A 14,830-nucleotide genomic window follows, 5' to 3' on the forward strand; every position below is an offset into this window, starting at 1 on the left:
GGGCGAGCGCAATCAGAAGCGGTCGGCGCGGTAGGGCGTCGGGTCGGTAAACGGCGCTTCGCCGGTCATCATCTCGGCCAGCAGGCGGCCGGAGACGGGGCCGAGCGTGAGCCCGTGATGGTTGTGTCCGAACGAGAACCACAGCCCGCGATGCGCGGGCGCGGGGCCGATCACCGGCCGCATGTCGGGCGTGCACGGCCGGAAGCCGAGCCACGGCTGCGGGTCGAGCCGTTCGCCGAAGCCGAACACCGGGCGCGCGACGCGTTCCGCGCGCTCGAGTTGTACGCCGGTCGGCGGCAGGCCGCGCCGGGCGATCTCGACGCCGGTGGTCAGCCGCAAGCCGCGCCGCATCGGCGCGATCACGTAGCCGTATTCGCGATCGACGATCGGCGCCGACGGCGCGCCGCGTTCGGACGGCGCGTAGTGCATGTGATAGCCGCGCTTCTCGCGCAGCGGAATCTTGTAGCCGAACTTGCCGAACACCGTGTCGGACCACGGGCCGAGCGCGACGACCACGGCCGGCGCGGCGATCTTGCCGTCGTCCGTCGTGACCTGCCAGCCGGGCGACAGCGCGTCGAGGCTCGCCGCATCGCCCGTGAGCAGCGTGCCGCCGCCTTGCACGAAGAGTTGCGCATAGGTTTTGACGAGCGCGGACGGATCGACGACGCTTTTCGGATCGAGCCAGTGCAGCGCGCCGCAGAAGCCGGGCGCGAGGCTCGGTTCCTGCGCGCGCAGCGTCGCGGCATCGAGCGGCGTGATGCCGAGCCCGTGGCGGCGCGCGGTGAGTCCCGCATCGGTGACGGCGCGTTCGAACGCGGCCGGCGTGCGGAACGCTTCCATCCAGCCGCTCGCGCGGATCAGCTCGGTGGCGCCGGCGCGTGCGATCAGCGCGTCGTGCTCGACGATGCAGCGCTCGATCAGCGGCAGCATGTCGCGCGAGGCCGCCGCGTGACGCAGCGGCGCCGATTCCCACCAGAACCTCGCGAGCCACGGCGCGAACGCGGGCAGCGACGTGCTGTGCCAGTAGAGATCGGTGGAGCGGTTCAGCGCGTAGCGCATCAGCGTGAACGGGCTGCGCGGGAACGGATACGGCTCGACCGACGAGCGCTCGATCAGCCCCGCGTTGCCGAAGCTCGTGCCTTCGCCGGGCGCGCCGCGGTCGACGAGGGCGACCTTGCGGCCGCGATCCTGCAGGTGCAGCGCGGCGGAGACGCCGACGATGCCCGCGCCCAGAACGATTACGTCGAAGTCCATGAGGGAAGGCGAAATAGACGGTTAGCGATCAACACTCGAAGTCGGCGACGGCGCTTCGGTCGGGTGCTCGGAATTGCAATCGAATGATCAGCTAGGATACTCGCGAACGCGACGATGCGCGAATCGGGCGCTTGGCCGTGAGGTTGTCGCAACAACCATTCCGGTTGTACGCTAGGCGGCCGGCCGTACGCAGCCGGATACGAAGGCGTCGCGCAAATTGCATTTCTCACTTCCGGAGCGATTCGAGTACCTGGAGAGCGGGCGACTTCGTCGAATTTGCCAACTGGTCACGAGAGCGCTCCATGCCCGAAAACAATATTTCCGAGGCCCGACAACCTGCCGCAATTCCGTGGCATCGATCGCCGCTCGTTCGCAGCGCAGCCGTTTTGGCGGGACTGTTCGTCATCCTGCAGCTCCTCAGGTTTCAGCTGGTGATCAGACTTGTGGTCGGTGCGATTTCGGCAACGATGCTGTATGGGATCTTGCGTGAATGGATCCCCATGCTGCGGCCATTTCGAACATGGCTGATCCGCCGCACGGTCAGAGTCATGCGGAAACTGCGCCCGATCGCGAAACTTCCTCCGGATGTCACCGTGGCTTATGGTCTGGTCGCAATGATGTTGCTGCTTTCCGGAATCCTGTGGATTGGGCTGGATATGCCGCGGATCGGCCGTTTCTCCATACCGGTGTTTCTTCTCCTTGCATACGCGGCTGCTCGACACATCTACCATGTGTTGAGCCTGGTCGCGCGCTGGACGTGGAGCAAGGTATTGGGAAAGGGCGCCTATCTGGCGGTGGCGTCGATCGCGCTTTGGCTCGCGCACTCGGACGCGGAGCGACTGGTCCTGACGCTGACGCATGAAACCGCCGACCACTTTTCCAGCTTCACGGGCCTGTCGGCTTCCGTATTTTTCGCGCTGCGTCTGGTTCAGGCAGCGGGACTTATGCTCGTTGCGTTCTTCGTATTTCAGTTGGTTTTCCTGGTCGGCAGCATGATCATTCAGCATGCTGCAAATCAAGTCAGGATATTCAGCACGCACGGAGCTGAACGGATGACCGTGACCTGGAGAAGGCTCAGGTTCGGGCTAAAAAAAACGGAGCCTGACGGCCGGAAGCGGCTTCGCCAGGTGATTGCCATGCTGGCGCCGTGTGGCATGGTGTTCTGGGCAATAGCGTTGCTGATGGGGCCCACCTATCTCATAGGCAGTATCGAGACCCGGACGCTGTTTTCTCACGTGCTGGTACGGACGACGTATTCGGCGGCAAGCGCGTGCCGTGGGGACAGTCGTGCGGGGTTGTTCGCACGCATCGGTGACGACAGTGTGTCGGAGGCCGTGAAGGACGGGTACGGGTATGTATTCCGGACCGTGCCGTGTAAAGCGAAGTAGGTACCGTTTTCCGCGGGCGCATGAATCCTTGTCGTGTCGCGCATCGTATGACGGATCCGTTTCGTCAGGCGCGGAATCGTGCAGCAACTTTTACTGGCTGTGCATCGATGCGTATTGGAAACCGGCCCGGTGCGCCTCTGCGAAACTGCATGTGCTTGATGCGCACGGTCGTCCTATCCGCTGATCAATCTGCGGAAGCCGAATTCAGATCGGCGTTGCGCTTCGCTTTCACCGCCATCACCAGGCTCAACGCTGATTCAACATACTTTCCGACGGTTATTTGGCGGGAGTATCCCACTGGTTCGGGTTGCGAATTTTTACCTAAGATGGAAGCAATCATGTGCGTGACACGGTACCTGCGCACGCACACGGCAGGCAGGAGGCAGGGCCGGGAACGACTGCAACCGATGTTTCCATCATGGATGCGAGTGTGTGCGCGACGGCCGCGAAGCATGCGGCCGCATCGACGCCAGCGGGTGCGGCGGCAATCGCCGCGCGGACGGCGTGCGGCCGGTCGGGCCGAGTCGCGTCGTTGCGTCACGCATTCATCGCAATCGTTTGCGTTCTGAGCGTTGTCCCTTCCGTCCTCGCCGGATCGCTTGCCGACAGGGGCGACCCGGTCGACACGATGCACGTCGCAGCCACCGCGACGCCCGCCGGCCCGACGGGTCCCGCCTTTTCGTCACACGACTCCAACGTACGCCAGGTCGTGCTCGGCATCGTCAGTTTCACGCGCTGGCCGACGACGCCCGTGCGCCTGCATCTGTGCGTGACGGGCAGGCCCGACTACGCGGGCGACCTCACCGACACGATGCAGGCCGGCTCGACCGTGCTCGACGTGCAGCGCGTCCGCTTCGACGATCCCTCGCTCGGCATCGCCTGCGACGTCGTGTATCTCGGCGCGCTCGGCAACGACGAGCGAATGCGGGTGAGAACCGCGCTCGCCGGCCGTCCGGTGCTGACCATCGCCGAACACGATCCGTCGTGCACCGCGGGCAGCATGTTCTGTCTGACGGTCGAAGGCGAGCACGTGACGTTCGACATCAATCTCGACGCCGTCGCGCGCAGTGGCGTGCGCGTGCATCCGAACGTGCTCAACCTCGCGCGGCGGACGCTGACGCCATGACACGTTCCGCGCCCCCCATCGCGTCCTCACGCGTGCCGCGCCCGACGCTGCAAAGCGTGTTGCGCCGCGCGCACCTGCGCCTGGCGTTCGTCGCGGTGACGATGGCCGCCGTGTCGCTGATCGTCGTCGCCGTGATCGCGTTGCGTGCGTATGCCGGCAACAACCTCAACCTGCTGGCCCGCTCGCTCGGTTACACGGTCGAGGCGGCGCTCGTGTTCGGCGACCGTGCCGCGGCGAGCGAAGCGATCGCGACGATCGCCAGCGATGAGGACGTCGCGCAGGTGGTGGTCACGGACAACAAGGGGCAGTTGTTCGCGACCTGGAAGCTGCCTGCCGGCGGCCGGATCGCCGGGCTCGAGCGCGTCGTCGCCGCTCTCGCGTTGCCGGGCGCCGTGACCGTTCCGGTGATGCACGACGGCATCGTCGTCGGTCAGGTGATCGTGCGTGGCCGCGGGCATCAGTTCTTCGGATTCCTGCTCGGCGGCATCGGCGGCATTCTCGGCTGTCTCGTCGTCAGCGTGTTCGGCGCTTACATCAGCTCGAAGCGTCTGCTGCGCAATATCGTCGCGCCGCTGCGCGCGCTTGCCGCCGTCGCGCACGCCGTGCGGCGCGAGCGTGCATTCGCGCGTCGTGTCGAGCCGGTGGCGATCGCCGAACTGAACCAGCTCGGCGACGACTTCAATGCGCTGCTCGATGAACTCGAGGAATGGCAGAACACGCTGCGCGACGAGAACGCGTCGCTCGAATACAAGGCGACGCACGATGCGCTCACCGGTTTGCCCAACCGCGTGCAGTTCGAGTCGCGTCTGTCGCTTGCACTCTGCGACGCCGTGTTGACGGGACAGCGGGTCGCCATCCTGTATCTCGACTGCGACCGCTTCAAGGAAATCAACGACTGCCTTGGCCACGATGCCGGCGATGCGGTGCTGGTCGGCGTCGCGGCACGGTTGCGCGCGCAGGTGCGCGAAACCGATCTCGTCGCTCGCCTGGGCGGCGATGAATTCGCGGTGATGCTGACGGGTGTGCGCGACACGGACAGCGTGTGCCTGATCGCCGACCAGATTTTGTCCGGCATGGTGTCGTCGATCGAGTTGCCCGACGGACGCATGGTGGCCACCATGATGAGTGCCGGCGTTGCGCTGTATCCCGACCATGCGTCCGACGCGAGCGGCTTGCTGCGCGCGGCGGATGCCGCGATGTACCGCGCCAAGCGTGCGCGGCCGGGGTCGTGGCAGTTGTCGGAAGGCGTAGCCGGGCCGGTTTGACGTCGATCGTTTCGCGCTGCGGGCGAGGCCGCGGCGGCGGGATAAGAAGCGCACGCGATGCGGGCGCATGCGAAGCAAGGGGACTGTGATGAAAAACGCGTTATCTGTGAGCATGGGGAGGATGTGCGTCGCGAGCGCGGTGCTGCTGTGCCTGCTGCTCGGCGGGTGCAAGACGCCGCCGCTTCATCGTGGGCTCACGCAGACGCAAGTCACGGCGCTGAAGTCGGCCGGGTTTCAGGAGACCGAGCAGGGGTTCGAGTTCGGGTCGACGGGGCCGATTTTGTTTGACTTTGATCGGTACAACCTCAAGCCGGTCGTCAGGCGGATCGTCGAGCGGATCGGGAGGACGTTGAGGTCGGCCGGGATCAACGGTGTGCGGGTTTATGGGTACTCGGACGAGGAAGGGGAGACGGCTTACGATCTCGAGTTGTCCCGGCGGCGGGCGGAGGTGGTGGCGATCGAGCTGGTGGATGTGGGGCTGGACGGCAAGCAGATCGCGGTGGTCGGGAAGGGGAAGAGCGATCCGGTGGGGGATAACCGGACACCCGCCGGGCGGGCGCAGAACCGGAGGGCGGCGATTGTGGTGTCGCCGCGGTGAGGGGAGCGCATGCGTTGGGCTGTAACAGTTTGCCACCATTGCCATGCAGAAGCCCGAACGTCCATTCGCGAGCGGCGAACCTTGATGATCACGGCAACCGGGCCGGATCTGCGGCACGAAACGGACACGCGTGACTGGAAGTTTCCCGGAAAATCTGAAACGAAGTTTTCAACTGCCTGAATAAAATCGTTCCGCCTTTTTTGAACGCTGCATGGCCAAGCGGCGAGTGCAGCGGCTACCGGAACGTGTATGGCCCTGGAACCCAACGACCTGCTTCGGCATTTCGAACGTGAGCTTGCGCTGCTGCGCCGTTCGATGCAGACGTTCGCGCAGCGCTTTCCCAAGATCGCCGCGCGCCTTGCGATCACTGGCGAGCATTCGGACGACCCGCACGTCGAACGCTTGTTGCAGTCGTTCGCGTTGCTGGCGGCGTCTCACGACATCCGTCTCGAGGATGACGTGCCTGCGTTTTCACACAGCCTTCTCGAATCGCTGCACGGCACGTTCCTGCGCCCGTTTCCTTCCTGCGCGATTGCGCAATTTCGTGGCGGCCAGACCGACAAGCAGACCGCACCTCGCGTCATCCCCCGCGGTGACCGATTGATCGCGCCGGCCGGCCGCGAAGTATTTCGGATGACAGATGACGTCACGATCGTGCCGTTGACCGTCGCGGCCGTGCGTTACACGACGTCGGCGATCGCACCGCGAGACGCGGCGTTGCCCGCCGAAACGTCCGGCTTCCTGAGCATCACGTTCGAGCTGACTGCATCGGAAGCCACGTTTGCGATCGTGCCGGACAGGCTGCGCCTGCACTTCACCGGTGCGCGCGAGGTTGTCGCTGCACTCGCGGACGCCGCGCTGCTGCTTGCCGTACGAAGTTTCGCCGAAGTGGGCGAGTCCGGTCGCTGGAAGCGCCTGCCGGGCGTGGCGATCACGGCCGTCGGCGTCGAGCCGGCCGATGCGCTGCTCGCCCCGCCGCCCGACGACGCCCTCGGGCCGTTTCACCTGCTGATGACGTACTGCGCCGCTCCGGAGCGTTTCGACTTTGTCGACGTCGACATGAGGCTGCTCAAGCGTGCCGCCGGCGACGGTCGTCGCGTCGCGCTGCATCTCGCGATCGCCGGCGTGCATCGGGACTCGCATCGCGCCCAGCGTCTGGCCGCCGCGACGGCGGACCATGTGCGCTTGTTCTGTACGCCCGTGATCAACCTGTTCCCGGACGATGCTGCGCCGATCGAGACGCGTGCCGGTTGCGCGTATTACCCGGTGAAGGCGCTGGCTCAGGCCGGTACGCCGCGCACGGACATCTGGTCGATCGACTCCGTGCGTGAGATTTCCGACGCGGGGACATCGGCACTGGCGCCATTCCATTCCCTGCGGCACGGCATGGACGGCCGTCCCGGGTTGTTCTGGACTGTATTGCGCGACGAGGCGAGGCGGGCACCGAAGCGGAAGCCTGTCGACCCCGACGCCAAACAGGCGGACAAAGCGCCGACACCGACGCCTGCCCCGGACGAGACGCCAGAGCCGCTCCACGGCGTCGAACTCCAGCTCACCGACCGGGACGGCCAACCTGCCGATCCGGGCAAGCGCAATCTGGCGATCCGGCTTTCCTGTACCCAGGGTGACCTGTCCGGGATGCAGGCGTGCGAACTGACGCCGGCGGAAGGCGACCCGGTGGGAACGATCATGTTGCTGAACCGGCCGACCCGGTGCCGGGCGCGGGCTTTCCGCCACGGGGAACTGTGGGATCTGCTGTCGCTTCTCGTGCCACAGGCGATCCGGCTGGACAAAGGCGGCCTGGCTCAGCTCAGGCGGCTTTGCGCACGCTGGGCGGAGGATTCGGTCGATGCCGGACGGCGCTTCGATGCGCTCGTCTCGTTGTCGACCGCGCGCGTGCGGTGCTGGCTGCCCGGCAAGCCGGCCTCGGCGTTCGTGCAAGGGCTGGAAGTGCGGCTGGTCGTGGACGAGCAGCGCTTCGCCGGGTTCAGCCTGGGCGGGTTCGCGCACGTGATGGACCGGTTTTTCGCGCCGTACGTTCCGGTTAACAGCTTCGTGCAGATCGTGCTGTTTTCAGCCCATACCGGTGCGGTGCTTCGGCGTGGGCAACCTTGTCCCGGCACCCAGCCTTTGATCTAGTTCCCGATTATTGGGGCGATAACGAAAACGTTTGCGAAGGCGTCTTTCGCGCCCCCGGGTTTTGACCTACATTATCGAGGCTTCGGCCCGGCGAACCGGCCGACAGAACCTGAGAACACAAGCAAGGAACAAGAATGAGTTTCGCTCCGAACGGGGGTATTCCCAACGGTTTGGGCGGCAGTGCGCTCGGCTCCCTGAGCGCGCTCGGCGGCCTCGCAGGTCCGATCGCATCGAGTGTTGCCGGAAGCGTCGGCCCGCTCGCCGGCCTGGCCGGGCACGTCGACACCGTCCAGCGCGCGATGCAACTCGCGCAAACCGGTTTCTCGCTGATGGACAAGACGCCCGGCGCGATTGCCGAGGTGATCAACGGCGCCGCCAACCCCGCGCGCCTGACCCAGCTCAATCGCTACGTGACGCTCGATACGCCGCTCGGCCCGGACGTGCTGCTGGTCAGCGCGGCCGTCGTCGACGAGTACGTGAACCGGTTGCCGGAGATTCACCTCGACCTGCTGTCGCATCGCCACGACCTTCGCCCGGACGACCTGATCGGCCAGCAGGTCAAGATCCGCTTCGACCAGCAGGCGCGCCTGTCGACGCTCGAACGCTTCGTCGCAACCGGCACCGGCGATACCGACCGCTACTTCGACGGCTACGTCGCATCGTTCGACCGCGCCGGCAATCCCGGGAACGTCACGCAGTATCACCTGACGGCCGTGCCGTGGTTCTGGTTCCTGACGCGCTCCACCGACTGCCGGATCTTCCAGAACAAGACCGCGCAGGACATCCTCACCGAGATTTTCCAGGAGCACGGGTTTTCCGATTTCGTGTTCGATATCCGGACGAGCCAGAAGCCGCTCGAGTACGTCGTGATGTATCAGGAGACTTACTACAACTTTTGCGCGCGGCTGATGGAGCAGGAGGGGCTGGTCTGGACGCACCGCTACGAGAAGGACAAGCATTTCCTCGTGATCGGCGACACGAACCTGCTGTTCCGTCCGATCGACGGGCTGGCCACCGTGCCGTTCGCCGCGACCGAGGCGAGTGAGGACAGCGGTATCGACCAGTTGCACGAGGGCCGGCGCTTCGGGGTCGGCAAGGTCACGTTTCGCGACTTCAATTACCAGAATCCGTCGTCGCCGCTGATGCTGGTCGAGGCCGAGCCGCAGAACCTCAAGCATGCGCGGCTCGACGCGACCGAGCGGTTCGAGCACCAGTCGCTGTACGACCACGGCGACGACGGCAACCGCTATGCGCGTTTCGCGATGGAGGCCGAAGAGGCGCAGGCCCATCGCTATACCGGCGGCGGCTATGCGTGGCGCATGACGACGGCCGGCGCCGTCACGGTGGCGAATCATCCCGTCCTCGAGAACAACCAGGAATACGTGATCCTGCACGTGCGTCATGAAGCGGTGAACGACTACACGCAGCACAGCGCGAAGCTGCCGTACCGCAATTCGTTCGCGCTGCTGCCGAAGAAGATTCCGTACCGTGCGCCGCGCGCGACGCCGAAGCCGGTGATTCACGGCACGCAGTCGGCGATCGTCGTCGGGCCGAAGGGCGAGGAGATCTATACCAACGGCAGCGCCGTGAAAGTGCACTTTCCGTGGGACCGGCGCGGCAAGAAGGACGGCTCCGATTCGATGTGGGTGCGCGTGTCGCAACCGTGGGCCGGCGACGGCTGGGGCGCGGCCGCGATTCCGCGGATCAAGCAGGAAGTGCTGGTCGCGTTCAACCAGGGCGATCCCGACAACCCGGTGATCGTCGGGCGCGTGTTCAACGGCGAGCAAGGTAATCCGTACCACGGCGCGGCTGGCCAGACGATGGGGATCAAGAGCCAGACGCACAAGGGGCAGGGGTCGAACGAAATCCGCATGACCGATACGAACGGCATGCAGGAGTTCTTCATGCACGCGCAGAAGGACATGAACACCGTCGTCGAGAACAACGAGACGCACAAGGTGCTGGGCCCGATGCGTACCGTGCTGGTGGCGACGGGTAGCGAAGAGAAGCAGATTCCGCAGGGCAACCTGACCGAGACGATCGCCGAGAAGCGCAGCACGACCGCGACCACCGTCGAGGTGACGACGCCGGCCAAGGACGGCGGCGGCGGCACGCAGATGTACGTGGCCGAGCGCGGCATCCTGCTGAAGGTGCAGGACAGCTCGATCTCGCTCGCGCCGGAAGGCATCCGCCTCGAACACAAGGGTTCCGTGATCCTGATGACCGACGACGGCGTGATGGTCAACGGCAAGCGCATCGACCTCAACAAATAACTCGAACGACACCAGCCATGCACTACGCAATCCACGAAGGCACCTTCGAACTGCCGGACGCGGCGCTCGACCGCACCGTCAACATCCTGATGATGAACGTCGGCCCCGGCGGCCTCAACCTCGTGATCGCCCGCGGGCGGTTTCGCGACGGCGAGAATCTCGACGCATTCGTCGCGCGCGAATGGGAAGTGGCGTCGCGCGATGCGCGGATGCTCACCGAGAAGGCGCGCCGGCCGATCGTGGTCGGCGGGCGCGCGGGCATCCAGATCGATTCCACGCACGAACGGGACGGCCGGCTCTGGCATCAGATGCAGACCATGTTCCCATCGGACGACGCCGGCCGCGTGCTCGTGATGACGCTGACCAGCGCGGCGCCGCTGACCGACGAACAGCAGGCGATCGCCGACCGCATGCTTGCCAGTTTCCAGCCGCGCGCGGCTCGGCCGACCCTGCTCGGGCCGGGTGACGCGTCGTGAGCGCGGAACACTTCGCCGCCGCCCGCTTCGAAGACCCGATCCAGCACACGTCGTTCTGGGGCGAGCTTGCCGGCACGGTCGGGTCGGTGATCGGCGGTGCCGTCGTCGGCGCGTTGGTGGCCGAGGCGATGGAGGGGCTGGTGTTCGTCGGCCTCGCCGCGCTCGAAATCGGCACGGCCGGGCTGGCGACGCCGCTCGTGATTGCGATCGGCGTGGGCGTCGCGGTGGGATCCGGCGCGCTGATGGAAGCGAGCGGCATGAACGAAGCCATCGACGACGGCGCGAAGGCGCTGGCCGATTCGATCGCGCCGCCCGAGATCAAGGGCAAGATCGCGAGCGGCTCCGGCAACGTGTACGTCAACGACAAGCCGGCGGCGCGGGCCGCGCAGCCGGGGGATCTCGACACCGTTGCGTGCACGGATCATCCTGGGCCGCAGATGATTGCCGATGGGTCGGGGAGCGTTTATATCAACGATCAGCCGGCCGCGCGCGTCGGCGACAAGACGACTTGCGACGGGACGATCGCCGAAGGCTCCGATAACGTTTTCATCGGCGGCGGCACGCAGCGCGTGCGGGACGTCAAGTCGGCGACGCGGCTCGGCTGGCTCGGCGCCGCGCTGGGGATTGCGCTGGCGGTTTGCGGCCGCGGCAAGATGAGCTGGGGGCAGTTCCTGAAGAGCAAGGTGCCGTGTATCGCGATGAATTTCGCGGCGAGTGCGTTCGGGACGTGGCTCGGCAGTCTGGCGAGACCTTCGGCCGGCCATCCGGTGAACGTCATCACCGGCGGCAAGGTTCTCGACGGCACGGACGACACCGACTTCGCTTTGCCCGGGCCGCTGCCGATCGTGTGGCGGCGTTTTTACAGCAGCCATGACGATCGTGCGGACAGCCTGTTCGGCACCGGCTGGAGCGTGCCGATCAGCGTCGAGCTGCGGATTGCGCGCGAGCACGGCGAGGTCACGTCGATCACGTATTGGGATGAGCAGGGGCGCGATATCGAATTTCCGGCCGTGCCGCCGGGTGAGAGTCATTTCAGCGTGCCTGAAGGCATCTATCTGATCTGTACCGCCGGCGGTCACTATGTGGTCGAAACGGTCGACGGTCTGTATCGCGATTTCGGCCGTGCGCGCAGCGATGCGGACAGCGAGACGCTCAAGCTGTGGCGTCTCGAGGATCGCAACGGCAACTGGATCGAGGTGGAGCAGGAAGCGGCCGATGACGTCGTGCGGCCCGGGCTGCTGCGTGATAGCGCGGGTCGTTTGTTGACGCTTGTCTACGATTCGTCGCACCCCCGACGCATCGCCGCGATCGAGCTGACGCGTGGTGTGGACGGCGAACGCCCCGATACGCTCGTGTGTTACACGTACAACGACGCCGGCGAACTGGTGGCCGTGACCGATCGCAGCGGCCACGTCGGGCGACGGTTCGGCTACGAGCGCGGACTGATGGTGCAGCACACGTTGCGCGGCGGCTTGACGTGCTTTTATGCGTGGCAGGGCGTCGGCCGCGACGCGCGTGTCGTGCGCCACTGGACCGACGACGGCGAAGCGTACACGTTCGATGCGGATCTCGTTCAGCGTTCGGTGACGATCGCCGACCAGATCGGGCGCGTCACGCAATGGACGTGGAACGAGGATCGGCAACCGACGAGTCATACCGACGCCGAAGGCCATGTGTGGCGGCTCGAGTGGAACGCGATGCGGCAATTGGTCAGTACGACCGATCCGGCCGGGAATACGACGCGCTTCGAATATGACGAGCGCGGGCGGCAGACGCAGCGTATCGATGCGCTCGGCCAGGTCGAGCGGACCGAGTGGAACGGGCACTACGATCTGCCCGTCGCTGAAACCGATCCGGCCAATGCGCGCTGGATCTATCGCTACGACGATCGCGGCAACCTGACGATGACGCGCGACCCTGCGGGTTTCGCGACCGAGTATTACCGGGACGATCGCGGGCTCGTTCATACGATTCGCGATGCGCGTGGCGGGTACAAGTTCCTCGAATGGAATGGTCGGGCGCAGTTGACGTCGTATACCGATTGTTCCGGCAAGGTCACGCGGTTCGCGTATGACGCACGTGGTGCGCTCGCGCGGGTGACGGACGCGGCCGGGCAGGCCACCGTGTATGAAACGGATGCGATGGGGCGCGTTACCGGGATCGGGACGGCTGACGGTGCGCGTCAGACGTTTCGATACGATGCGGCGGGGCGGCTCGTCGAGGTCGTTGATGCGAATCAGCGTCGGACGCGGTATGAACTCGATCCGCGTGGGTTGCTGTTGTCTCGCACGGATGCGGCGGATCGCGTGGTGCGGTTCGGTTACGACGATGCTTTCAGGCTTGCGAGCCTCACCAACGAAAATCGCGAGACATACCGTTTTCAGTATGAGCGGCGCGATCTGGTTTCCGCGCAGATCGGGCTCGATGGCCACAAGCGTACCTACGAGTACGACGTGTGCGGCCAGGGCACGATTGTCCGCGATGGACAGATCGAGACGCGATACGAGCGCGATGCGATCGGGCAGTTGACGGCGAAGCAAGCTCCGCATGAGCGTTGTGAATACCTGTATGACAAGGCCGGTCGAATCACATCGGCGGAGTTGTACGCGCTTGCCGCGCGTGGGCCGTCGCTGAAGAACCGGGTCAGCCTGAAATACGACGCGCGCGGTGAGGTCGTCGAGGAGTACACGCCGACTGGCTGGCTCGCGCACACTTACGATGAGCTTGGCAATCGCGTCAGCACGACGATTTCCGGCGAACGAACGATCGATTGGCTGCATTACGGGTCGGGGCATGTGCACCAGATTCGTTTCGATGGCGCCACGGTGGCCGATATCGAGCGGGATGACCTGCATCGCGAGATTCTACGAACGCAGGGCAAGCTGACGAGTCATTTCGGGTACGACGCGGTGGGGCGTCGGGCGCGGCACGCTGCGCAGCGAGGTACGGTGGGCGGCGAGTTGCTTGCGAAGCAGTGGCAATACGATGCAGCAGGCGACGTGATCCAGAAGCGCGATCAGCGCTACGGCACCACGAACTATCGGTATGACCCGACGGGGCGTATCGAGCAGGCCGTGGGGCCGGGATTGCCGTCGGAAGTGTTTCGCTGGGATGCGGCGGCCAACCTGGTGTCGAGCGATCACCCGGGCGGCTTTGTCGAGCACAACCGGCTCAAGATGTTCGAGGACAAGCGCTTCGAGTACGACTCGTATGGGCGGCTGGTTCGCAAGCTGAGCGGGCACGGGCCGGCCAAAGAGCTGATTCTTGAATACGACGATTGGAACCAGTTGAAGTCGGTCGTGACGAAGGACCGGCTCGGCATCGCGACGACGCACTTCGAATACGACGCGTTCGGGCGGCGGATCCGGAAGCTCAACGGCAGTTACGCGAGTACGGATTTCCTGTGGGACGGCATGCGGTTGGTGCAGGAGACGTATCACGATCGTCGTGGTGAGGAAGCGCTGACGTATTTGTACGAGTCCAATAGTTACGTGCCGCTTGCTCGGATCGATCAAGGGAAGGCGGCGGCTAATGATGCGGATGCACGGGATGCCGTCTACTACTTCCACAACGACGTTTCGGGGCTGCCGGAGGAACTGACTGACGCGGATGGCGAGCTGGTCTGGCAGGCACGCTACAAGGTGTGGGGCAATGCGGTGCAGGAGGAGTGGATTGCGCGGGTGCCGCAGCGGCCGACAGCCACGTGGGGCGAAGTGTCTGTGGTCGCGCCGACGCCGACACACGTACCGCGACCACAGAACCTGCGCTTCCAGGGGCAGTATCTGGATCGCGAGACCGGGTTGCACTACAACACTTTCCGGTTCTACGATCCGGACATCGGGCGATTCATTAATCCGGATCCGATTGGGGTGGTAGGAGGGGCTAACCTTTACCAATACGCCCCCAACCCTATAACCTGGATTGACCCCTGGGGGCTATCGTGCTCCAGTGACGCGAAGGAACTTGCACAAAATCTTGGAAACAGACCTAGCGCTGACTACCGGGCGCACCATATCGTAATGTCGAATTCGACTGATCCGAGAATGGTGGCGTTGCGAACCAAGATGGATAATCTCGGGATACCAATCAATGCGGGTGAAAATGGTGCTTGGCTGCCTAAAGACACTGGCTCGCGCCTAGCCGGCGACTTATCGACCGCCCATGCTGGGGAAGGTGTTCACAGTAACGCATACAAACAATACGTTTTTGATCATTTGGATAATGCAAATACGGTCCCCGATTTTCATGCTGGATTGGATAAAATAAGGACCGACCTTGAGAGCGGGAAGACTTTCCCCAGGAAAAGATAGG

10 protein-coding genes are annotated in these 14,830 nt (G+C 64.8%); 8 read left to right on the forward strand and 2 right to left on the reverse strand.

Features of this window, described 5'->3' with window-relative positions:
* Nucleotides 1–12: 12 nt before the first annotated feature.
* Complete coding sequence (locus DIE12_RS30980) at nt 13–1,254, reverse strand: FAD-binding oxidoreductase (RefSeq protein WP_124485219.1); 1,242 nt, start codon at nt 1,252–1,254, stop codon at nt 13–15.
* 302 nt (nt 1,255–1,556) lie between these two features.
* On the opposite strand from DIE12_RS30980, the gene DIE12_RS30985 reads away from it, so the two are divergent.
* The gene (locus tag DIE12_RS30985; protein ID WP_124523176.1) at nt 1,557–2,642 is read left to right on the forward strand and encodes a hypothetical protein; all 1,086 of its coding nucleotides are present in this window, start codon (nt 1,557–1,559) and stop codon (nt 2,640–2,642) included.
* A 184-nt stretch (nt 2,643–2,826) separates the two neighbouring features.
* On the opposite strand, the gene DIE12_RS38260 is transcribed toward DIE12_RS30985, so the two are convergent.
* A complete protein-coding gene (locus DIE12_RS38260) occupies nt 2,827–2,982 on the reverse strand; it encodes a hypothetical protein (protein WP_185500410.1) in 156 nt (51 codons plus the stop codon).
* A gap of 78 nt (nt 2,983–3,060) precedes the next feature.
* Between DIE12_RS38260 and DIE12_RS30990 the strand changes: the two genes are divergently transcribed.
* The 7 genes from DIE12_RS30990 (at nt 3,061) to DIE12_RS38790 (ending at nt 14,829) form a co-directional block, all read left to right on the forward strand.
* On the forward strand, nt 3,061–3,768 hold the full coding sequence (locus DIE12_RS30990) for a YfiR family protein (protein ID WP_124523178.1): 708 nt from the start codon (nt 3,061–3,063) through the stop codon (nt 3,766–3,768).
* On the forward strand, nt 3,765–5,033 hold the full coding sequence (locus tag DIE12_RS30995) for a diguanylate cyclase domain-containing protein (RefSeq protein WP_124523180.1): 1,269 nt from the start codon (nt 3,765–3,767) through the stop codon (nt 5,031–5,033). The genes DIE12_RS30990 and DIE12_RS30995 overlap by 4 nt, the downstream gene beginning before the upstream one ends.
* An 88-nt stretch (nt 5,034–5,121) precedes the next feature.
* Complete coding sequence (locus DIE12_RS31000) at nt 5,122–5,631, forward strand: OmpA family protein (RefSeq protein WP_044847820.1); 510 nt, start codon at nt 5,122–5,124, stop codon at nt 5,629–5,631.
* Between the two features lie 249 nt (nt 5,632–5,880).
* Entirely contained in the window at nt 5,881–7,770 is a 1,890-nt protein-coding gene (tssF, locus tag DIE12_RS31005; protein ID WP_124523182.1) for a type VI secretion system baseplate subunit TssF, read from the forward strand.
* A 134-nt stretch (nt 7,771–7,904) separates the two neighbouring features.
* Nucleotides 7,905–10,043, forward strand: coding sequence for a type VI secretion system Vgr family protein (locus DIE12_RS31010; protein ID WP_124523184.1), 2,139 nt, complete (start codon nt 7,905–7,907; stop codon nt 10,041–10,043).
* Nucleotides 10,044–10,060: 17 nt separating this feature from the next.
* On the forward strand, nt 10,061–10,519 hold the full coding sequence (locus tag DIE12_RS31015) for a DcrB-related protein (protein ID WP_039323783.1): 459 nt from the start codon (nt 10,061–10,063) through the stop codon (nt 10,517–10,519).
* The gene (locus DIE12_RS38790; RefSeq protein ID WP_260426271.1) at nt 10,516–14,829 is read left to right on the forward strand and encodes an RHS repeat-associated core domain-containing protein; all 4,314 of its coding nucleotides are present in this window, start codon (nt 10,516–10,518) and stop codon (nt 14,827–14,829) included. Before DIE12_RS31015 ends, DIE12_RS38790 begins: the two co-directional genes overlap by 4 nt.
* Nucleotide 14,830 lies beyond the last annotated feature (1 nt).

Origin of the sequence: Burkholderia sp. Bp9015 (genome assembly GCF_003853505.1) — a bacterium.
Lineage (GTDB): Bacteria > Pseudomonadota > Gammaproteobacteria > Burkholderiales > Burkholderiaceae > Burkholderia.